A 22,084-nucleotide genomic window follows, 5' to 3' on the forward strand; every position below is an offset into this window, starting at 1 on the left:
TGCCTTAGTTGCACTTATGCAGGATAAGAAAGTTTTTTCTTATCTGCCAAAATACCAACCCAAATCTTGTGTCAGGTTAGCTATTTTGTATTATAGATCATCTTATAATCGTTTTGTAATATAGCCTTTAAAAAAGTGAGCTAGTATCGGATAAAGCATGATCATAAACACGGCATTGCCAATCGCGTGATAGGTGTCGAATGGCAATCCTGCCAAGTAATACGGAATGAACTTTCCAGTAATAGGATAGTTTGTCAATGAAATAACAAACCCATAAAAATAACCACAAAATATAGAAAAGACCACGATTACTAATAATGGAATTTTATATGGAAGCTTCCCTAAAATCCCACTGAGCAACCCGATAATTGCCCACGACACAACCTGCCAAATCGTCCAAATACCCATACCAAGCATCATATTGGACAGAAACGTGGTCAACACTGCTAAAAAAATTGCAGCAACAGGACCAAGAAATAAACCGCAGATAATAACAAGCGATGTCACAGGTTGAACATTGGGGAGAAACGCAAACGCGTATCTTCCTGCGACTGCAAGTGCTGCAAGTAATGCAAGCAACGTTAATTTATACGTATTCACTTATCTCATTCCCATGCTTGCAAGTCAAAGGATACGTTATCGCCAGGCGATAATTTAATATCTTTCACACCTTTTGAAGCCATTTCACCGTTAACAAAAACCATCCATGCCTTTTGTTCATCCTTCTTCGGTGCAACCCCTTCGATTGACGTAATAAATCCCCCATCGTAATCGGTCTCAATCGCAAAGTTGTCCTCCATTACATCAATCAATACCGCCCCATCTTCAATTGGTATCTTTTTTTCATCGATGTATTCTGTTTCTTTATCCTTTGAAATCGTAATGGTAACCATTTCTTCATTTTTTTCGGTTGCTGCTTGATCCCCGCTTTGCTGTTCTGTTTGCTTATCATTAGTTGCAGCTTTTTCACTGCTTTCTTCCCCCGTACCGCATCCACCTAATACACTACCAATTACAACGAATGATACTAGATATAAAAGCCATTTCTTCATAGTCTCCAACCTCCTGTGTATTCTTTAATCAATGTAAAAAGCTAACCCTGATAAGAGTTAGCTGATAAGACAATCGAAACACGAAAAAATATAGTACATGGAATCGGTCGTCTCAATCACTTATACCCCCGAAGCATTGAAACAAATCAAAATTGGCAGGTCTACTGACTTGTGATGATAACCTACTTTAAGGCCTTCCCATATACTTGATACAGTGGATATCCTTATTTCGTACATCACTTACAGTTGCGAGGACAGTTCCGGTTCTTCACCGGATTCCCTTTTAAGCTTGTGCACCAATTTCGATAAAATGTATTCAGTTGTCTTTCCCTGTAAAATGATAGCATAAAATGGTTATGTTGAACATCTTTACTAATCATTAAAATCTGCTGGAACCTTAAAAATAAACGTGGTTCCCTGATTTAATTTACTTTGGACAGAAATCGTACCATGATGAGCGTCAATAATATTCTTGGCAATTGCCAACCCTAATCCGGTTCCTTTTTTCTTGGCATTCCTTTCCCTTGATTTATCTGCTTTATAAAAACGTTCAAAAATAAATGGCAGATCATCTTCTGGTATACCACTTCCGCTATCTTCAATCATTACATGCAGTTCCGCAGTCGTTGACTCCACCGTTACATTTACATAGCCATTAAGACCCGTATGGCGAATTGCATTATCAATCAAATTGGTAAATACCTGTTCAATTCGATCCGGATCACAATTGACAACCGGTTTTGTTATTTTCTTCGTCAAGTTTAATGTAATATCATTATCATCCGCGATACCTTTAAATTTTTTCAGGATCCGATCAATAAACGGTTCCACTTCAACAGTTTCTAGATTCAGTTGAATATGGCCTGCCTCCATTCGGGCAAGATCCAGCAATTCATTGACAAGCCTGCCCATTCGGAGTGTTTCTTCATGAATAATTTGCGCGAGATCATTCTTTTCTTCAGGGCTCTCGGCAACATTGTCCACTATTGCTTCACTATACCCTTGTAACAAGGAAATCGGTGTACGTAATTCGTGTGATACGTTGGCAATAAAATCCTTCCGTAATTTATCCAGCCGGCGCTCTTCCGTCATATCACGGATGACTGCAACAGCTCCACGTACATATGTCTGATCGTACAAAGGGGTCATGATCATTACCCAATTTCGCCCCTGTAGGCTGATTTCCTTCAAGGCCTCTTTTTCACCATGAATAACTTCTTGAAGGATCTGATTCAATTCATTCGGCAGCTTTCGATTTTCTTCATTTACCGGGAGACTATTTTCAAAATACCAATCCTGGATAAATCGTTCTGCAGGTGGATTGGTGACAATCATATCGCCATTCCGGTTCATTGTGATAACGCCATCCGCCATCGAAGTTACAATTCCGGATAGCTGCTCTTTCTCTTGTCGTAATGCATTAATATGAAACTTTAACTGCCTTCCCATTCGGTTAAAGGCCATCGCCAGCTCCCCAATTTCGTCGTGGGTTAAGATTGGTACTTTTGTATTGAACTCACCCCTTGTCAAGTCAAAAGCGGCTTCCCGCATTTTTATCAATGGGGAGGTGATTCTTGTCGATAGGAAAAAGGCAAAAATGGTTGTTAAAATAATTGCAATGCCTGCCGCCAGAAAGATGATTTTTGTTGTCTCTGCTTTTGTTTGGTCAACAACATCCAATGATTGATAAACAAAGACGGCTTCATCATTTGACACAGGTATACCGACAATCATAATTTCTACATCTGTTCCAGGGATGATGGTTTGTTTCCTTATTTTTTCCTGGTTTGTTAGGACACCGGATAAATCCTTGTCATTATTAATCCATTTTTCGGTCAGCTTGGATAAATTGTCATTGTTACTAGGGGAAACCCATAGTCCATCATCCTGATAAACAATAGCCACCCTGCTTGATGGGTCTTTGATTCGGTCTGTTGTTTCATAAAGTAAATCATCGTTATTGTATTGCTCAATCATATAGGAAACTTTGGTTGCTGTTTGCATTAAATCCTTTTCCGCTTCATGGATATGAAAGTTTTCAAAAAACTCCAGCAGTAAAATCGTCAGAATAAACAATACAAAGGAAACTAGCAATAATATTGTTACTGCTAGTTTCCCTACAACGCTACGCCAAAACATTATGCATCATCTACCTCAAATTTATAGCCAACGCCCCAAACCGTTACAATCATTTTCGCAGCTTCTTTTGATACATTATTCAGTTTCTCACGTAATCGTTTTACATGTGTGTCAACAGTACGTAAATCACCAAAGAATTCATACTGCCATACTTCTTTCAGCAAATGTTCCCGGTTAAATACTTTATCAGGTTTATTGGCCAGGAAGCATAACAGCTCATATTCTTTCGGTGTTAAACTGACATCTTTCCCATCGGCGGTGACACGATGTGCGTCTTTATCAATCGTTAGATGTGGGAATACGAGCAAATTTTTCGGAACGGAGTCATCCTCTTTCACCACTGCAGCGGAAACGCGGCGCAGCAGCGCTTTTACCCGTAAAACTACTTCCCTTGGACTAAATGGTTTAACAATATAATCGTCTGTTCCGACCTCAAACCCCTGCACACGGTTTGCTTCTTCCCCTTTTGCTGTCAACATAATGACAGGTGTCGTTTTTTCCTTGCGAAGTTCCTGGCAAACCTCGATCCCATCCATCTCAGGCATCATAATATCAAGCAAAATAACATCATAATTATTATTTAAGGCTAGCTGTAAGGCAGCCTTTCCGTTGTCTGCTTCTTCTACAACAAAATCTTCACGTTCCAGATACATGCGAATCAATCGTCTGATCCGATCCTCATCATCTACAACTAAAATTTTTGCATTTGTTTCCATGAAATTCACTCCCCACCTATACCTATTTAAAGTATAAATGAACGAGCGCAAAAAGTATAAGAAAACGCTGAACCATTTTTACAACTCATTCAGAAACATTACGTTATTTCCCGTAATTTGTAAACCTACGCATACGAATGCAGACCGGCTAAAATCAGGTTTACGGCAATCAGATTAAACATAATGATCGCAAAGCCGCCCACTGCCAGCCAAGCCGATTTTTCCCCATGCCAGCCTCGGGAAAGGCGCAAATGTAAGAACGCTGCATAGAAGAACCATGTTACAAGCGCCCATACTTCTTTTGGATCCCATCCCCAAAAGCGCCCCCAGGCTTCTTGCGCCCAAATAGAAGCAAAAATCAAGCCACCCAAGGTAAAGAGCGGAAAGCCAATTGCGACGGCTCGATAAGACACTTCATCCAGTAAATCTGGGCTAACTTTTTTGAGTAATGGCTGTATGGTAGCACCGACTCTTTTTCTGCTAATCAAACGGAAAATGAGATAGATAATCAGTCCTGTAAACACAGACCAGATAACCGAATTAAATTTACGTCCCGCATCTGCCCCATGCATCCAGGAAGGTGCTGCAAACCATGGCTTCATAACATCCTGTGTTAATAATTTACTATCATGAGGTCCCACGATTGCAGGCATTTGATAATCGGTTGTTGTTTCATTTCCTTGTTCAATATATTGGAACTCAGCATGATAATCCATGGCCTTGAATATACCACCTGATACACTAAATCCAATAAAAATGAACAGCCCGAATAAAATAACTTCGAGCCAAAATGTACGTTTACTTGCCGTTGATTGATCAATTTGGCGAATCAGATAGATCAAACCGGCTACAAAACTGATCGACAAGATGGCCTGTGCTATTGATACAGTGGTTACATGAATGTATAACCAATGGCTTTGCAACGATGATATCAATGGCGAAATCTCCGTCGGAAACATACTTGCATAGGCAATGAGAATCAATGCAATCGGCAAAGCGAATAATCCCAAAATGCTTAACCGATAAATAAAGTAAATGATAATAAACGCCAAGACAACTCCCATACCAAAAAATGTTACAAACTCAAACATATTACTGACGGGAGCGTGTCCACTGGCGAGCCATCTTGTCACAAAATAAACAAGCTGTGCCGCAAATCCGACCAAGGTCAGGGTGATTCCGATTATCCCTGACACCCCTTGATTCCGCTTTTTCTTGTCGTCCTTAATCGTTGCTCCGAAGAAAATGGTAGCAATCAAATATAGGAAAAATGCGGTATATAACGCTGAGCTGCTAATCTTTAAATAATCCATAAAAATCCTCCTTTATACCTGAAATGCGCTGACCCGCTGCACTTTTCTAATCCATCAATCTTCCAATTCCTGTTGATCAACCACCATATTAATATTGGTTCCTTCAATGGCTTTTTCAATATCTTTCTTGATCCCAAACCAGTTCTTGTTTGTGTGGGCAGCCACAAGCAATCCGTTATCTTTCGGATGAATCCAAATTCTTCTATGATGCCAATACATACCTTGAACTACACCAATCATAAAGATGATTGCTCCAAGAATAAAAAATGGAAGGGTGTAATCTTTTTTCACCTGAATTCCACTAACATCATGAAGTTCATAGCCGGCCAGTCCAAGCCTGTATTGATTCCCTTTTGTCATCGGGTCATTTTTACCTATACCAACAAAGCTCTTCTCTGCTTTGTCACTGTCGGGTGGATAAACCGACAATTCGAAAGCCGGATTTCTCGGATATTTGGATTTTGAAATTGCTTGCCCATCTTCCTCAGCATAATCAGGATAATACTCATCAATGACTACCCTTGTTCCGTTATTAAGTTCATATTCTGATTTTGGTTCGTTTAAATCAATTTTAAACGTGCCAAGCTCACCCTTAAGCTTGTAATCCTCAATATCCAGCTGATATTGAGAATCCTCTCCAGCTGCTGAAATGCTGCCGTCCAATCCGACAAAACTTGTTTCAGACTTATCGCTATCTGGTGGAGAAACGAAAAACACAAATGCTGGATTTCGCGGTTTATCACTATGCGATTTAGGTTTGCCGCCTTCTAAATAATAATCGGGATAGTATTCTTCAACTTGCACACGAAAACCATTATCAAGCTTGTACACTTCTTTTTGATCGTTCAAATCAATCGTAAAAGTCCCAAGCGTTTTATCATTTTCCTCATCAGTTGTATGCAGCTTAAACGTCAAATTTTTATATTCTTCATCTTTAGCATCGGATCTTAAAATGTTAAAAGCCATACTGGTAAATTCATTCTGCTGATAACCCGATTGATATAAGGTATATTTGTCAAATTTTAGTGGCTGATTCAGCCGGATTTCGCCCTCTGTTACTTTTTCCAGATCCGGTTCTTCGCCTGGAATCGAATCACCCTTCTTTTTATAAATAACTGCATTTGTTTGATAGTTTTTTGCGACCGCCCCTTGTTTTTCGAGGGCATCCTTAAATTTTCCACCAGCTTCTTCCGGGTCCCATGTTTCAAGAATGAAATCTTTGTTTTCGATATAGTACTCCCCATCTGTGGAAGGAATAACAATACGCTGTCCTTCTCGAACCCATACATAATCATCCGAAAAAAGAAGTGGTGTCATCCGTAATATAGCGGCTAATAGGATAATGATTAGACCAATATGATTCACATAAGGTCCCCACCGTGAAAATCTTCCTTTTTCTGCTAAAATATGTCCATTTTCATCACGAACTTTATAGCGTTGTTTTTTCAGTCTAGCGATAACTTTTTCCTTTTCTTCCTGTGTTACATTTTCTGTTTTACTATAAAGCCGCTGCCTATTTAAAAATGTTTCGTGACGTTTGGCCTTTTGTCGTTTTAATGCCTTATAAAGTGGTACGAAGCGGTCAAGACTGCAAATAACTAACGAAATACCAATAAGTGCGATCAAAAGCATGTACCACCAAGAGCTGTATAAATGGTGAAAGCCAAGCTGATAGTAGATCTTTCCGAATATACCATATGTTCCTTCATAATAGACGGCAGGGTCACGCGAAACAGCATCGGGCGGTATGTATTGTTCTTGTGGAAAAATAGTTCCGATAGCTGAGGCAACAAGAGCCAGCACAATCAGCCATACGCCTACCTTGACAGAAGAGAAAAAGCTCCATATTTTATCAATAATAGACTTGTTATATGTCTGTGATCTGCGGGCACTTCCGTCATAACGCATATTTAATAATTTCTGTTTATCATTACCGTCAATATGCTGATTTCCTTCAATCGGCTTGCCGCATGCTTCACAAAGAACTGTGCCTTCCGGGTTGACGTGGCCACACTCACATTTTACTTTATCAATACTCATCCATATCCCTCACATTAAAACGATTATTTGGGTGCAATTTGCTGCAGGTAACCTTCCAGCTTATCCAAAGTCAATGCCCCTTCAACAATTTCCACAACCTCACCGTCCGGATTGATGAAAAATGTACTCGGAATCGGGCCAACACCATATTGATCCATAACTTGACTTTTTGTGTCATGGAGTACCGGGAATGTTAAATCATATTTGTCAATAAATCTGTCGATAACAAGCTGTGTAGCATCTAAGCTGACAGCAACAATTTCAATCCCTTTATCCTTATACGCTGGATACAACTTTTCCATGTAAGGCATTTCCGCTTCACAAGGTTTGCAATAGGTTGCCCAAAAATTCAGCATGACACCTTTTCCTTTAAGATCACTAAGTTTGATCGATTCCAGCTCATTGTTGGCATTTACTTGTTCCAATGTAAAGTCCGGGGCTTGATCACCTGTATCAATTTTTGTCTCGTCCTTCGATAAATTCGATACCAATGCATAAACGACGGCAACTAATAATATCGCTAATATGATCGATCTGAATATTAAACGGTTTCTCTTCTTCTTTTTTTTATTCGGCCCGATCTTCCTCTCGGTCATCTCGCTCACTCCCTACGCCATTATATCATGTAAGCAGATTGGTAAATTTGACTATTATTCAACAATTTTGCTTGCCTGTTGACGCATCATCTTTACCTCATGCGGGGTTAAAGGCCTTGATTCACCAGGTTTAAGCCCTTTTAATGTCAATACCCCGTAGCGTTCCCGTTTTAATTTCGTAACCGGATAGCCCAGTTGCTCCATCATACGCCGGATATGACGGTTTTTCCCTTCTTGTAATGTGATCTCGATAATGGCTGTATTCGTATCTTTATCGGTAGATAAAAATTTGTATCCTACTGCTTTTAATATGTCCCTGTCCACTTTTATCCCTTTTCGCAACTTATTTAACTCCGGTTTGCTTGGGATACCTTTTACCTTCGCAACATAAACCTTCTCAATACCATAACGCGGATGCATTAAATGATTGGCAAATTCCCCGTCATTTGTCAGTAAAATAATACCCGACGAATCATAGTCGAGCCTGCCAATTGGGAAAATCCGTTCTTGGATCCCCGGGAAAAAGTCGGTCACTACCTTCCTATTCTTGTCATCTTTCACACTTGATATAACGCCTCGTGGTTTATAAAGCATATAATATACAAGTGCCTCCTGTTGTAATGGCACCCCGTTTACTTCAATTTCATCAGCTGTGGATACTTTTGTTCCCAGTTCAGTCGTAATGCTGCCATTTACTTTTACCTTGCCGTCTGTAATTAACTGTTCTGCTTTTCGTCTGGATGTTACCCCACTTTTCGCAATCACTTTTTGCAGTCGTTCGAATTTGTTTGTCATGTATATCACCATGTTTCCCTTATATTTTAATTGTAAATACGGATGAATTTCCGGTCGTTTGGCGCTTTTACGGCGTCCAGCCCCAGCGATTAGCTGGCAACACTTACCCTACGATAAGTCAACTGGCGCGTTTCTGCTTTTGTTTTTTCCAACAACATAATAATAGCGTTAACTCTAAGTTAACGCTACTGTAAAAGCTTATCCAAATACAATGGTAACGATTATGATGGAGGCAATTATACCAATTAAATCGGCAATAAGTCCAACCTTTAAGGCGTATCTCATTTTTTTAATACCAACAGCACCGAAGTAGATGGTTAATATATATAATGTTGTATCTGTACTGCCTTGCATGGTCGAGGCCAGTCGTCCAATGAAGGAATCGGGTCCGTGGGTATCAATCAGTTCCGTTGTTACGCCCAATGCAGCGGTCCCTGAAATTGGCCTTACGAGAGCGAGCGGCACAATATCCGGCGGGACACCAAAAAAGCCTAAAACCGGCGATATAAGTCCGATAAAGGCATCTAACGCACCCGATGCCCGTAAAATAGCAATCGAAACAATCATCCCTACTAAAAAAGGAAGCAAAGAAAATGCCATCTTAACACCTTCCTTTCCTCCTTCAACAAACAGTTCATATGCAGGAACACGCTTCCATGTCGCTACGATAAGTACAAGCATAATAAAACATGGAATGAGCCATGTACTAATTAGTGTAATGACAGCCAAGCTATCCCCTCCTAATACTTCGGTAGTAAAAAATTCGATCAACCACTACGGCAGCTAGCGTTGAAATGATTGTTGCAATTATCGTAGTTCCAACAATTTCCGTTGGCGATGCGGAGTCATAATGCATTCGTATCGCGATCACGGTCGTCGGGATTAGAGTCAAACTTGAAGTATTCAATGCCAAGAAAGTAATCATCGACCGTGATGCGGTATCTGTTCCACTTAACTCTTTCATCTGTTCCATTGCTTTGATACCCATTGGTGTGGCAGCATTCCCCAAGCCAAATACATTTGCTGTAAAATTGGACAAAATATACCCCATTGCCGGATGATCTTTTGGTATTTCGGGGAATAGTCTGACAACAACCGGTCGAAACAGTTTTGCAAGTATTTGTAAAATGCCTGCTTTCTCGGCAATCTTCATAATTCCAAGCCAAAATACCAATATACTGATTAACCCGATCGATATCGTCACAGCTTCATCCGCACTTTCAAACAGTGCCTTATTCACGTCTTCCATCGTCCCGTTAAACATGGCATAAAGGATACCGACGATTGCCATAGCTGCCCAAATTATATTTACCATATTAATACAACCCTACCATTCGCTGTAATATTGATGCTGTTTCGGTAAACAAATTATCCTTTGTTCTATGCTGAGTCCCGCTAAAAATGGGTACTTCGCTTATTGGTGTCTCATCAAGGTAAAAAATTGTCTTGCCGATGATAGCTTGATCTCTCTGGCTGCCCTGTTCTAAAAGAAACGTTTTTTTGCTGATTTTTTCCAGCTCCTGGTCGTCTAAAGGATATGTCACATTACGATTAATAAAACCGCTAGTGATTTTTTCGTCTCCATTTATCTGATACGTTTTTTCCCCTTTTTTCAATATGGACGTCATGTTATATGTATCAAAGGCCCATTCATACATACCGATATGATCCTGCCAGTCATCGGGAGCATTCAAGGTAACGGCAATCAGATCCATGTCCTTTTTATGTGCAGTAGACACCAGTGTTCTTCCAGCTTTTTTTGTAAAACCGGTTTTTCCCCCAGTACAATAATCATAATACGAGGTTAATAGTTTATTTTTATTTCTCCAGGCATATTCCCGTGTACTGGCTTTATAGGTAGTGGTTCCGGTTATCTTCTTAAACAGATCATTTGTCATCGCATAGCGCATTAACAGTGCCATATCATAGGCAGTGGAATAGTGGCTTTCTGAATCCAGCCCATGCGGATTATCGAACTCTGTATTGGTCATTCCCAGCCATCGTGCTTTCTCGTTCATTAAATAACTAAAGCCCTCCACACTGCCGCCAACATGTTCTGCAATCGCAACTGCCGCATCGTTACCGGAACGAAGCATTAATCCATAAACCAGATCTTTCAGTTTCATCTTTTCTCCCTGTTCAAGGTAGATGGAGGAACCACCTGCATAGACTGCCCGCTTTGATACTGTTGCCATCTCATCCATCTTGCCGGATTCAATTGCTATAATAGCAGTCATAATTTTGGTAATACTTGCTATCGACCGCTTGTCATGGGCATTTTTTTCATAAAGGACACGGCCTGTCGATTGTTCTATTAAAACAGCATTATTGGCTGATGTGTCAGGTTTAGCTTGTCCGATTGCCGGATATAGAAAAACACTGAACAACAGACAAAAAATAATCGTAACGAATACAAAACGCATGATGGAGTCCTCCTCCAGAGTTTATGTCTGTATATTTTATGCCGGACAGCTTTCGATATGAATAAAATGTTGGTGCTTTTTGGTTAATCAAAATACAGCAGAACCCCATCACGCTTCATTTATAATGTCAAAACAGTGGCCATTTAACTTTTTTCCCTTCCATGTATCTTTTATTAACATCATCCCAATTAACAACGTTCCACCAATTGTCGATATATTCATTTTTATTTGTTTTATATTGTAAATAGTAGGCATGTTCCCACATATCTAATACTAGTAAAGGAATAATATCCGCAATTTGAAAAAGCTGATGCTTTTCAAATGTTTGTAAAACGAGCCTCCCGCTTCTTGGATTCCATGCCAGTATTGCCCAGCCGACCCCCTCAACGGATGCAGCTGCCTTTGTAAATATGTCTTTAAAAGCTCCCCACGATCCAAAATCTTTCGTTATACGCTTTGCGATTTCACCAACAGGCTTTTTACCCGATTCCGGAGTCATGTTAAACCAGAAAATCGTATGCAGGTTATGCCCGGAGCCATGGAATGCCTGTTCCCTTAACCAATGTTTGATCAGATTATCCTCCTTCTTTGTTTTGCTTTATACAATTCTTTCTCTGCTTTATTTAATCCATCAACATAGGATTGGTGATGCTCATCATGGTGAAGACGCATAATTTCTTGATTAATATATGGTTCCAGCGCATCATATGCATAAGGAAGCGGCGGAAGTCTATGCTTTCCGTATGGAACAGCTCTTTCCAGCCCATGATTTGTTTCTGCTCTCATTTCGGAAAGCATTCGTTCCCCCTCATCTCGTAGTGAAATCAACTCCTGCTCCCCAAGATCTGCCATAGAGGAAAGACCTTTTTTCACCTTGTCTTGCCATGCCTCCAGTTCCTTGATCCGATAACTGGAAATTCCCTCTTGTGAAGCAGATAACGCCCTTTTTGTATCTTCTCCCCATTGCCAAAGACTTTTCAAATAAGACTGTTTACGATTATTCATAAAATCACCTCCATGTATCGTATGCCTATCTGAATCAGAAGTGTGTAAAAAAATTAACAAAACCCTTGCAGTAAAATAGTATGCAAGGGTTCTAGTCAGCCATGTTGTTATCCATTTGTGTATGAAACTTTTCAAAAAATAAATCGGCTTCGTGCTCAATATCTTCCTGATCAACATTTTCAGGTAATGGTGGTAATTCCTCTAACGATGTAAGGCCAAAATAGATTAAAAAATCTTTACTTGTCCCGAACAGGATCGGCCTGCCAACACCATCCCGCCTTCCTACCTCTTCAATCAGCGATCTGGAAAGCAATGTCTGTACTGGTCGATCACTCTTTACCCCGCGGATTTCCTCAATTTCTGTTCTGGTTATTGGCTGCCGGTAAGCAATAATTGCCAACGTTTCCAAAGCCGCCTGTGACATTCGTGACGTTTGCGGAGTTTCCAGCAGCCTTTTGAAATAGGCGCTATGCTCCGGTTTTGTTGTTAAATGGAACACTTGATGCGATTGCATAATCATCATCCCGCGTTCGACATGCTCATAATCGTATTTTAATTCCTCAAGCAGATGTTCAACCGTCGCTGCATTTACTTCGAGTATTCGTGACAATTGCTTGACAGTGATTCCATCATCACCACTGGCAAACAGCAATCCTTCAAGAATTGCTTTTAGCTCTGTCATCTTCATTCATTTTCCCCCATATAAAACACGTATAATGTCTCAAGCTGTTTCTCCTGTTCACAATACACTGCTTTATTTTTCATTAATTCCAATAGTGCCATAAACGTTACCACAATATGAGAACGTGATCGATAGCTGAACAGATGATCAAACGAAACACCAGCCTGCGCATTTTTGACAACTTGTATGACTTCCTCCATCCGTTCCTCAATCGAAATTTCAATACGTTTTATGGTCGTTTCCATTGGCTCTTTCCACTTTTTCCGTTCTAGCATTTTGCCAAGGGCTCCTAACATTTCATATATCGAAATGTCACCTTGAACAACCGGCTGCTGCAAATCAATATCATCAAACACGACTGGTGATCGTGTAAAAATTTGATTCGCATCCATTTCTTTTTCTTTTAAATTTTCAGCAGCTTGTTTATATTTTCGGTACTCAATCAACCTGCCCATCAACTCATCACGAGGATCTTCTGCATAGTCATCCTCTTCCGTATCCATTTCCTGTTTGGGCAGCAGCATCTGGCTTTTTAACGCGAGCAACGTTGCCGCCATAACCAAATATTCACTGGCAATATTTAGTTCCAATTGCTGCATGGTATGGATATATTCCATATATTGCTCCGTAATTTGGGCAACAGGAATATCATATATATCAATCTCATACCGGTTAATTAAGTGTAATAACAAATCAAGCGGACCCTCAAATGAATCTATTTTTACCTGATATGCTTGATTCATCCTGCTTCTTCCTTTCACTTTGTTATGGACGGATTCACCTGAAAAAAATAAAGAACCGTCATAATCGCCTATACAATCTGCTGATTACCTACATACGTTATTAACGTAAGATAAATGTTTTTAAAGAGGAAGTTCAAAAAGTCCGGTAAAAAGGATACTTCGATGTTTTCAGCTGGCCAGTTTCTAGTGTCGCGTCGAAGTTTATGGTCCTTATTATCCCTCCTTTTTGAACTCACTCGAATAAGACATTTATTCTTTAAGACGAAAAGGAGGAATTTCATTATGGGTGCAGGTTATGGCGGTGGATTTGCGTTAATCGTCGTATTGTTCATTTTACTCATCATCGTTGGTGCTGCATGGCTATAAAAAGGTAAGATTGAATTGCATATGCAATACCAGGTTGATTGACCAATCATTCTTTTGTTAACAATGAACGGTTACAAAGAGCCAACCCGATCATAAAGGGTTGGCTCTTTGACCATCCATAAACCATTTAAACGTAATATGAAGGACTTTCATAAAGAAGTTTTAGTCGTCTTCCTTCTCTTTGTCATCCTGACCACATTTATTATAAAATGTCTGGATATTTTCTTCTGCACAGACAGCATATTTATCCTGGTACATATTGTTTATCGCATGGACCATTTTTCGGCCGATTCCTGAATTCCGATGTGACGGGTTAACTGATATATGCTGAATAACCGCGTTAATATCATCTTCTATTCTTAATCCAATTGCACCTAGAACGTCATCTTCTTTCCAAAGAAAAAGATGCCAATCCGGATTTTCTTCGTATTCTTTTATGGTTTGCTGCAATTTTTTTACATCTTTTTCTTCTGGCATAAAAGATAGTAAACCCATTGCAATTTTTTCCAAATTCCTTTTATAACGAATTAACATAGATACCCCTCATTATGAAAATAACTTTCCAACCACGGAGAGTAGAAAAACATCCTGCAGCGTCTGCCCCAAAATAGTTAAACTTATTTCGAATCAGCAGTTGTATATTATCTATTAATGCCCTAACAAATTGCAATTGTCAAATTCAACTAATTAAAAAACAAACGCAACCCAATAAATAATGCCCCATATCATGCCAATTACAAGTAGTATTGAAAACAAAATCCAATTTTTTTTACGTTGATTCAACCTTCATTCATCCCTTTACAGCATTGACAGCTTTCCATTAAGTCATACTACTATTTATTCGGTTATTTGAAATTTGTGTACGTTTGTGAAACTGTTTTTACGATTGTATAGCCATCCGATTGTTTTCCGTTTAGTTTAAATGGAATAATATTGATAACGGCAAGCCAGATATTAAATAAAATCAATACTTGCACAAAGACATTGGAGGAACCGAACAAAACGCAAACGATAGCTGCTGCAAGCCCATTGCTGACAGGGCCCGCCAGACTAATACAAATTTTCTCCATTGGTTTATACGGAATGTTTCGTTCACTATAGGCAGAACCACCCAAAAAGAATAGCGTAAATACATCTATTTGTATTTGTTTAAATGAAAAAGTAATAAGCTTTTTTCCAGCCCCCACGGAAAGCGTTATAGAATCGGCTTTTGCCCATTTTGCACCAAGTACATGTCCAAGTTCATGTAACATTGTACTTACCGGAGCTGTAAAAAGCACGAGCCATAATAATAAATAAATATCCATACATCACTTCCTAAAGCTAAACGGGAAATGTCACATGCAAAGCTACACTTCAAACACCTTTATTTCCTTCATTACATCACCATTTTGCATTTCTTTCGCATGTTCAATTCCGGATGTTACTTGTCCAAAAACAGTGTGTACACCATCTAAATGCGGCTGGGCTTCATGAACGATGAAGAACTGGCAGCTTCCGGTATCCTTACCGGCATGTGCCATTGATAATGAACCTTCGACATGTTTATGCGGGTTCCCTTCCGTTTCGCACTTAATGGTGTAGCCCGCAGAGCCGGTACCATTCCCGTTTGGGCAACCACCCTGGCTGACAAATCCGGGAATAACACGGTGGAACGTTAATCCATCATAAAAATTTTCATTTGCCAATTTTTCAAAGTTCGCCACCGTACCTGGGGCTTCCCCCGGATACAAATCAAATTCAATTTTGTTCCCGTTTTCCATCAAAATATATCCTTTTTTAGTCATTGCTGCATCTCCTTTTTCAATTGATAAGAAAGTATAAAAATCCAGACTCTATTCTGCTCATGCCAGAGTAGGCCACGTCCGGCTCCAGCGCCCAGCGGCTAGTATGCAACACCCGCCTCCGTAAAATAAGTCAACATCGGTTCGAGTAAGAAGGAAGGCCGACTAAAAGCGGACTTTGCGTCCAACTCACGTTTACCCCTTTTTTTGTGGCATGTTTCCTTTATCTCCTACGGTTGTTTGTTCGGTTAAGATCGCTGCTCCCGGCAGCAACACCGAACCACCTGCGTTGCGCGGGCGCAGCATATACGCCGCTAATCAGGCGCTTCCGCCTTTGTTCTGTGTGTTCATGTTTTTATGTAATGTAAATCAATGTTCATCTTATCATTAATTTGGATATTTTAAAAGAATAATTAAACGCGCCCCACTAATAGACCTAGTTACTGGGCGCGTTACTAGCGAATTTATTCATAGGACAGGTCGTGCTTTACCACATCCTGATACGTTTCTCTGGCAACAACAAGCTTGTCTATGCCGTCTTCTGCAAAGATAACAGCCGGGTTGGGAAACCGGTTGTAATGATTGGCCATTGAATATCCATAGGCACCGGTTGAAAAGACAGCAAGAATATCACCATCATCAACATCTGGTACCGGTAAATCCCAAATTAACATATCACCGGATTCACAGCATTTCCCGGCAATCGACACTGTCTGTGTAGGCGGAAAATCTGCTTTATTTGCAATGACACCATCATATTTTGCTTGGTATAACGCAGGACGCAAATTATCAGTCAAACCGCCATCAACCGATAGATACTGCCGGACTCCCGGAATTTGTTTCATGGCTCCAACCGTATATAATGTTATTCCCGCGTTCCCGGCGATGGAACGGCCTGGTTCAATCCAGATCTCCGGTAAAGGAATGGATAACTTCGCAGCGTGCTGCTTGACAGCTTCCGCAAGTGCCTCAACATATCTGCTTAATTGGATTGGATTATCTTCCTCTGTATAACGAATCCCAAAACCGCCGCCAAGGTTTAACACTTCCGGTATATAGCCATACAGTTCGTGCCATTTTGCAATTTCGGCAAAAAGATGATCTGCTGCCATCAAAAAACGATCCGTCTCAAATATTTGTGACCCAATATGGCAATGCAGCCCCTTCAACCGGATAAATGGATGATTATGCAGCAGTTGAAACGCCTTATCAGCTTGTCCGTTCCGTAAATTAAAACCAAATTTGGAATCCTCATTTCCCGTCATAATGTACTGATGTGTTTTCGATTCAATACCGGGCGTAACCCGCATTAAAACGTCCATTTGTTTGTCATGCTTTTTCAACAACGTATCCACAAGCGCTATATCATGAAAATTGTCAATTACAATACAGCCAATGTCATGTTCAATAGCCATGTTGACTTCATTCATACTTTTATTATTTCCATGCAAGTGAATGCGTTCTACCGGAAAATCGGCCTGTAATGCTGTATATAATTCCCCTTCAGAAACAACATCCAGGCTTAAATTTTCCTGCTTCACTACCTGAAGCATCGCAATCGATGAAAAGGCTTTGCTAGCATAAGCAACCTGTGCTTTTATATCCAGCCGTTCAAATGTATTAACGAATGCCCGGCAATTTTTTCGAATCAATGAAACATCATAAACATATAAAGGTGTACCATATTTTTTTGCTAAATCTATTGTATTTAATCCGCCGATCATTAAATGTCCCTGATCGACTGAAAATGGATGGTTATCGATTATCATGTACTTCCCCTGCCCTACTGCTATATATTATTAAAAAGTATAAAAATTTAGGTCCGATATTGTTCGTGGCAAGGTGAGCCACGTCCAGCTCCAGCGCCCAGCGGCTAGTGGACTTCCTTCACCTCCGTACGATAAGTCAACATCGGTTCGCTTCCAGCTCACCGTGTTTCCTTTATCTCCTTCGGTAGGAATGTTCGGTTAAGACCGCTGCTTTGCGCAGCAACACCGAACCACCCTGCTTGGCAGGGCGCACTCCATACGCCGCTAACCGGGCGCTTCCGCTTTTGTTCTTAAAAAACTTTATCACAATAAAGCAAAAATGAAAAGGGGGAGATGTTTATTCCCCTTTTTTTACAGGATACAGGGGCTGCCGGTAAGTATTTCTTGGATGGACAATACTTGGACGGCTGTTATCGTATGGTACTGGAACACGGATCATTAGATTCTTTAATGCTTTTGCGTTAAATGGGATAAATGGCCAAAAGTAAGGTGTCCGCAGTGATTTTAAATTGACGATAAAGAGAATAAATACGGTAACCCCTATCGCCAAACCAATTAATCCGAAAATCGCCGTAAGCAATACTAAAAACAAACTAACCATTTTATTTGCAACACTAAGCTCATAACTAGGTGTGACATAAGCACCAATTGCACTGACGGAAACGTACAATATTACTTCCGGGCTGAGCATTCCTACGTCAATTGCAATTTGCCCAATCAGTACCGCAGCAATTAAACCCATTGCTGTCGATAAGGGCGTCGGTGTATGGATCGCAGCCATTCGTAAAAATTCAACACCAACAATACCGAGAATGATTTGCACGTAAATAGGAATATTCCCCTTTTCATTTGGCCCAATGTACGACAATGGATCTGGCAGTAAAGTTGGTTCCATGGCAAATAACAGCCATAACGGCAAGAGAAAAATGGACAACAATACGGCAAGAAAGCGTATCAGTCGGATAAAGGTACCGACGGCAGGTCTTTGGCGATATTCTTCTGCATGTTGAAGATGGTGAAAAACAGTCGTCGGCAAGATAATCACACTTGGTGACGTATCGACAATAATTATTACATGACCTTCCAGTATATGATGGGCAGCAACATCTGGCCGTTCCGTATAGCGAACCATTGGATATGGATTCCATTTGCTTTTAATGATAAATTCTTCCAGTGTTTTATCAGCCATGGACATGCCGTCAATTTCTACTTCCCTAATTTTTTCCTTGATTAACTTTACTAATCCATCATCGACGACATCCTGTAAATAACTGATACAAATATCCATTTTTGAACGCTCGCCGACCTTCAGCATTTCATTGCGCAACCGTTCATCACGAATTCTTCGCCTCGTAAGGGAGGTATTTTCGATAACATTCTCTGTATAGCCATCCCTGGAACCCCGCACAACATGCTCTGTATCCGGTTCTTCCGGAGTTCGTCCGGGGTAATGGCGTACATCGATGATAAAAGCCTCTTTTTCACCATCAACAAAAATGACAATTAAACCGGAAAGCATTTGATCGACTACTTCATCCATTGATTTTGTGTGTGCAACCTGCTGATGTACCAATCTGTTTTCAACAATTTCCCGAACCTTTTTGCGATTTCCCTCATTATCATTAATTTGAACCAGGACTTTCATAATTTGAATGACGTTGGAGGAATCAACCAAACCGTTCACATAATAAAGCTGGATTTTGGTTTTCAATACTGTTATTTCCCGAAACCCAGCATCAAACGAGACACCAATTCCAATGTGTTTCTTCATGTAAGCTTCTGTATCCTTGATGTCAGGTGAAATCGGACTTTTGTTTTCTTTCGTTTCCGCCATTGTCTATTAACACTCCATTCGATTGTTCCTTACTTGACAAAAATCAGCCATTGAAACAGGGAACCGGCAATTTTCCCGAACACGATAGCCATAAGCAATCCAAATAAGTATCGTTCCATCCCTATCCGCTTGGAGATAATTGGAAAAACATTCAGTACTTCCGTTAAGGCTGCTGCTAACATACCATTGAAAATACCATGGAATCCGCCCCAGATAATGAACAAAACATGGGGTTGATTCCATGTTACATTTGTAAAAGAAATATACGTTCCAAATAAAAGTCCTGCTATCACACATACACCATAAACCCGAGTCAGGCCATCTGTTTTACTCAACTGAATCAGCCTGGGAATAATACCCAAAACAGTTAAAAACGCAACAAATCCACCTCCAACAGCAAGACCACCCGCAAATCCAATAATTATTTCGACGATAATATGGAAACTATGATTTATCATTTAATTCATTTTCATAATGAATGACATATTGGTTAAGATCCTGCTGATAATTAAAAATTTCAATTTCAAGTGGACTTGGCTCTTCGTTAAACCGTTTTTTAAACCAATGATTGAAAAACAGCAGCATGCCGATTCCCAAACCAAATGAATATGGTATTTGAATCCATAGCGGGTACTTATTATGCTCACCAGTTAAGATATAATGCAATTTTTGCTGTACCTCCTGCATACTCACATCATAATGAAAGTTCATGATGGTCATCGCTGCTCCAATGAATAATAACACCCACACAAATGCTGCAAGCAAAATCGATGGTGATTTTTTTCTTTCCACAATCCGGATAATCGTCTGGGCCGGACCAACAAGCTGAAATTCTAACCCCGGAAATAATTTTCGTAAGTGATCAATGATAATAAAGCTATCAATAATAACGATATTCCGGTCTTTTTTAGTAATGCGGTACAGGACAGTCTCTTCCATTTCCTGTTTATGTTCTGAAGATGTTGATAAATAGGCAATATCTTGCAGATGAATTGTTTGGAGTTCGGTTATCTCAATACTTTTCTTCATTCGGATATAAACGATGTCAGTCATACATATCACCCCATGCATGTAGTATTCGTTAAAAATGTTATTTTATAAGCAAAAAAGCAAAACACCTCATGCTGGTGTTTTGCTTTTGGCTATCCCATTATATCTTTCATGTCATGTAATATTTTTTTCTCTAACCGCGATACCTGGACTTGTGAGATTCCTAATCTTTCTGCGACCTCGGACTGGGTTTTGTCCTTATAATACCGCAAATAAACAATTAGCCGCTCCCGTTCATTTAACCCCCTAATGGCTTCCTGCAATGAAATTTTATCAAACCATCTTGTATCCGGATCAGCAATCTGGTCCAATAAGGTGATGGGATCCCCATCATTTTCAAACACCGTTTCATGAATGGAATGCGGTGATTTCGCAGCTTCTTCGGCATGTACCACATCCTCAGGTGAAATGTTTAGTTCATCCGCTATTTCGTGAATCGTTGGCGACCTTCCCAGCCTTTTCGTTAATTCATCTTTTTTCCGGCGAATTTTATTTCCTATTTCCTTTAATGAACGGCTTACCTTAATACTTCCATCATCCCTGATAAACCGTTGTATTTCCCCAATAATCATGGGAACTGCATAAGTGGAAAACCGGACATCGTAGGCCAGATCAAACTTGTCGATTGACTTAATCAAGCCGATACAGCCAATTTGAAATAAATCATCTGGATCATAGCCACGGTTGATAAAGCGCTGAACTACGGACCAGACAAGTCGTATATTTTTCTCAACGAGTAAATCTCTAGCATCTTTATCGCCTTGCTGACTTTTATAAATATACTCTTTTACTTGTTCATCGGTTAAAGGATCTTTACGATTTAAATGCTTTACATTTACATCCATGGGCAAGTCTCCCTACTTGCTTACCGTTCTGTTTTTCGTTAACTGTTTTGTCATCTGTACGGTTGTTCCTGCACCTGGTTCCGAGATAACTTTAACCGAATCCATAAAATTCTCAATAATCGTAAAACCCATTCCAGATCGTTCCAATTCCGGTTTTGATGTAAACAATGGCTGTCTTGCCTCTTCGACATCGCCGATTCCGATACCATCATCTTTAATGGTTAGTTCAAGCTCATCATCCCTTAATGCACATGTAATAGAAACTTTATGATCCGGTTCATTGTTGTACCCATGAATGATGGCGTTCGTTACCGCTTCCGATACAACTGTTTTAATTTCCGTCAATTCATCCATCGTCGGATCCATTTGCGTGACAAATGCTGCCACGGTGACACGGGCAAACGACTCATTTTCACTGACACTGGAAAATTCTACAACCATTTCATTATTCATGAAGCCACCCCTAACGTAACTAACGCATATTGTTCGTTCTCCTCCAGCCGGACAATTTTGAAAATGCCGGACATTTCAAATAAACGATTAACTGCTGGCGAAACGGAACATATGACCATTTCTCCACCTAGCTGCAGCACTTCTTTATATCGTCCTAATATCACCCCAAGTCCCGAGCTATCCATAAATGAAACAGATTCCAAATTAAGAACAACATGCTTTACAGCGTTTTTATACATCATGTCCTTCCATTCGTTACGCAGGTTCTCCGTTTCGTGGTGATCGAGTTCACCGGACAAACGAACAATTAAAACATCTTCTTTCACATCAAACATTGTCTCAAGCCCCATTTTATGTCTCCTCCTCACAATACGTTGTACCTTTTCATTTCCATATAAAGCGGGTCAATTCCTGCACGTTGACAAAAGAAGAAGAAATTCGACCAAAATAGTGCAAAAGCGTAAGGAGTCTTTCCCTTG

The 22,084-nt window shown here is 40.1% G+C and carries 24 protein-coding genes, 1 pseudogene and 1 riboswitch; of the genes and pseudogenes, 1 reads left to right on the forward strand and 24 read right to left on the reverse strand.

The window, feature by feature from the left end:
• Positions 1 to 102: 102 nt before the first annotated feature.
• The 14 genes and pseudogenes from CZ382_RS07070 to CZ382_RS07135 form a co-directional block, all read right to left on the reverse strand.
• Complete coding sequence (locus CZ382_RS07070; protein ID WP_088050499.1) at positions 103 to 600, reverse strand: ECF transporter S component; 498 nt, start codon at positions 598 to 600, stop codon at positions 103 to 105.
• Positions 601 to 605: 5 nt separating this feature from the next.
• Positions 606 to 1,052 (reverse strand): DUF4430 domain-containing protein, encoded by a 447-nt coding sequence (locus CZ382_RS07075; protein ID WP_088050500.1) that lies wholly within the window; start codon positions 1,050 to 1,052, stop codon positions 606 to 608.
• A gap of 137 nt (positions 1,053 to 1,189) precedes the next feature.
• A riboswitch (cobalamin riboswitch) is annotated at positions 1,190 to 1,368 on the reverse strand.
• A gap of 56 nt (positions 1,369 to 1,424) precedes the next feature.
• Complete coding sequence (locus CZ382_RS07080; RefSeq protein ID WP_088050501.1) at positions 1,425 to 3,191, reverse strand: ATP-binding protein; 1,767 nt, start codon at positions 3,189 to 3,191, stop codon at positions 1,425 to 1,427.
• Entirely contained in the window at positions 3,191 to 3,907 is a 717-nt protein-coding gene (locus tag CZ382_RS07085) for a response regulator transcription factor (protein WP_088050502.1), read from the reverse strand. The genes CZ382_RS07080 and CZ382_RS07085 overlap by 1 nt, the downstream gene beginning before the upstream one ends.
• Before the next feature lie 125 nt (positions 3,908 to 4,032).
• On the reverse strand, positions 4,033 to 5,220 hold the full coding sequence (ccsB, locus tag CZ382_RS07090) for a c-type cytochrome biogenesis protein CcsB (RefSeq protein WP_088050503.1): 1,188 nt from the start codon (positions 5,218 to 5,220) through the stop codon (positions 4,033 to 4,035).
• Positions 5,221 to 5,274: 54 nt separating this feature from the next.
• Positions 5,275 to 7,254 carry a cytochrome c biogenesis protein ResB gene (gene resB, locus CZ382_RS07095; protein WP_088050997.1) on the reverse strand — a complete coding sequence of 660 codons (1,980 nt, stop codon included), beginning with the start codon at positions 7,252 to 7,254 and terminating at the stop codon, positions 5,275 to 5,277.
• 29 nt (positions 7,255 to 7,283) lie between these two features.
• A complete protein-coding gene (resA, locus tag CZ382_RS07100; protein WP_088050504.1) occupies positions 7,284 to 7,856 on the reverse strand; it encodes a thiol-disulfide oxidoreductase ResA in 573 nt (190 codons plus the stop codon).
• Positions 7,857 to 7,910: 54 nt separating this feature from the next.
• Entirely contained in the window at positions 7,911 to 8,651 is a 741-nt protein-coding gene (locus CZ382_RS07105) for a pseudouridine synthase (RefSeq protein WP_088050505.1), read from the reverse strand.
• Between the two features lie 198 nt (positions 8,652 to 8,849).
• Entirely contained in the window at positions 8,850 to 9,380 is a 531-nt protein-coding gene (locus CZ382_RS07110) for a spore maturation protein (protein ID WP_088050506.1), read from the reverse strand.
• 1 nt (position 9,381) lies between these two features.
• On the reverse strand, positions 9,382 to 9,966 hold the full coding sequence (locus CZ382_RS07115; RefSeq protein ID WP_088050507.1) for a nucleoside recognition domain-containing protein: 585 nt from the start codon (positions 9,964 to 9,966) through the stop codon (positions 9,382 to 9,384).
• 1 nt (position 9,967) lies between these two features.
• Positions 9,968 to 11,074: a D-alanyl-D-alanine carboxypeptidase family protein gene (locus tag CZ382_RS07120; protein ID WP_088050508.1), complete on the reverse strand. Its 1,107-nt coding sequence runs from the start codon at positions 11,072 to 11,074 to the stop codon at positions 9,968 to 9,970.
• Positions 11,075 to 11,201: 127 nt separating this feature from the next.
• Positions 11,202 to 12,079: pseudogene (locus CZ382_RS07125) on the reverse strand (superoxide dismutase).
• A 91-nt stretch (positions 12,080 to 12,170) separates the two neighbouring features.
• Positions 12,171 to 12,767, reverse strand: coding sequence for an SMC-Scp complex subunit ScpB (scpB, locus tag CZ382_RS07130; RefSeq protein WP_088050509.1), 597 nt, complete (start codon positions 12,765 to 12,767; stop codon positions 12,171 to 12,173).
• Positions 12,764 to 13,504 carry a segregation/condensation protein A gene (locus tag CZ382_RS07135; protein ID WP_088050510.1) on the reverse strand — a complete coding sequence of 247 codons (741 nt, stop codon included), beginning with the start codon at positions 13,502 to 13,504 and terminating at the stop codon, positions 12,764 to 12,766. The genes scpB and CZ382_RS07135 overlap by 4 nt, the downstream gene beginning before the upstream one ends.
• 282 nt (positions 13,505 to 13,786) lie before the next feature.
• Between CZ382_RS07135 and CZ382_RS07140 the strand changes: the two genes are divergently transcribed.
• On the forward strand, positions 13,787 to 13,870 hold the full coding sequence (locus CZ382_RS07140; protein ID WP_064503397.1) for a YjcZ family sporulation protein: 84 nt from the start codon (positions 13,787 to 13,789) through the stop codon (positions 13,868 to 13,870).
• Between the two features lie 162 nt (positions 13,871 to 14,032).
• Here the strand turns inward: CZ382_RS07140 and CZ382_RS07145 are convergent, their stop codons facing one another.
• The 10 genes from CZ382_RS07145 to spoIIAA form a co-directional block, all read right to left on the reverse strand.
• The gene (locus CZ382_RS07145) at positions 14,033 to 14,404 is read right to left on the reverse strand and encodes a GNAT family N-acetyltransferase (protein ID WP_088050511.1); all 372 of its coding nucleotides are present in this window, start codon (positions 14,402 to 14,404) and stop codon (positions 14,033 to 14,035) included.
• Positions 14,405 to 14,715: 311 nt separating this feature from the next.
• The gene (locus CZ382_RS07150) at positions 14,716 to 15,177 is read right to left on the reverse strand and encodes a M50 family metallopeptidase (RefSeq protein WP_088050512.1); all 462 of its coding nucleotides are present in this window, start codon (positions 15,175 to 15,177) and stop codon (positions 14,716 to 14,718) included.
• A gap of 42 nt (positions 15,178 to 15,219) precedes the next feature.
• Positions 15,220 to 15,657: a peptidylprolyl isomerase gene (locus CZ382_RS07155; RefSeq protein ID WP_088050513.1), complete on the reverse strand. Its 438-nt coding sequence runs from the start codon at positions 15,655 to 15,657 to the stop codon at positions 15,220 to 15,222.
• A gap of 461 nt (positions 15,658 to 16,118) precedes the next feature.
• Positions 16,119 to 17,423, reverse strand: coding sequence for a diaminopimelate decarboxylase (gene lysA, locus CZ382_RS07160; protein WP_088050514.1), 1,305 nt, complete (start codon positions 17,421 to 17,423; stop codon positions 16,119 to 16,121).
• Positions 17,424 to 17,760: 337 nt separating this feature from the next.
• Positions 17,761 to 19,257 carry a spore germination protein gene (locus CZ382_RS07165; RefSeq protein ID WP_088050515.1) on the reverse strand — a complete coding sequence of 499 codons (1,497 nt, stop codon included), beginning with the start codon at positions 19,255 to 19,257 and terminating at the stop codon, positions 17,761 to 17,763.
• Between the two features lie 29 nt (positions 19,258 to 19,286).
• A complete protein-coding gene (locus CZ382_RS07170; protein WP_088050516.1) occupies positions 19,287 to 19,715 on the reverse strand; it encodes a stage V sporulation protein AB in 429 nt (142 codons plus the stop codon).
• Positions 19,702 to 20,310, reverse strand: a complete 609-nt coding sequence (locus tag CZ382_RS07175) for a stage V sporulation protein AA (RefSeq protein WP_088050517.1) — start codon at positions 20,308 to 20,310, stop codon at positions 19,702 to 19,704. Before CZ382_RS07175 ends, CZ382_RS07170 begins: the two co-directional genes overlap by 14 nt.
• 89 nt (positions 20,311 to 20,399) lie before the next feature.
• Complete coding sequence (gene sigF / locus CZ382_RS07180; RefSeq protein WP_088050518.1) at positions 20,400 to 21,152, reverse strand: RNA polymerase sporulation sigma factor SigF; 753 nt, start codon at positions 21,150 to 21,152, stop codon at positions 20,400 to 20,402.
• 12 nt (positions 21,153 to 21,164) lie between these two features.
• Positions 21,165 to 21,605: an anti-sigma F factor gene (gene spoIIAB, locus CZ382_RS07185; RefSeq protein ID WP_088050519.1), complete on the reverse strand. Its 441-nt coding sequence runs from the start codon at positions 21,603 to 21,605 to the stop codon at positions 21,165 to 21,167.
• The gene (gene spoIIAA / locus CZ382_RS07190; RefSeq protein WP_088050520.1) at positions 21,602 to 21,955 is read right to left on the reverse strand and encodes an anti-sigma F factor antagonist; all 354 of its coding nucleotides are present in this window, start codon (positions 21,953 to 21,955) and stop codon (positions 21,602 to 21,604) included. Before spoIIAA ends, spoIIAB begins: the two co-directional genes overlap by 4 nt.
• Positions 21,956 to 22,084 lie beyond the last annotated feature (129 nt).

The sequence above is a fragment of the Virgibacillus dakarensis genome (genome assembly GCF_900155625.1).
Classification (GTDB): Bacteria; Bacillota; Bacilli; order Bacillales; family Amphibacillaceae; genus Lentibacillus_C; species Lentibacillus_C populi.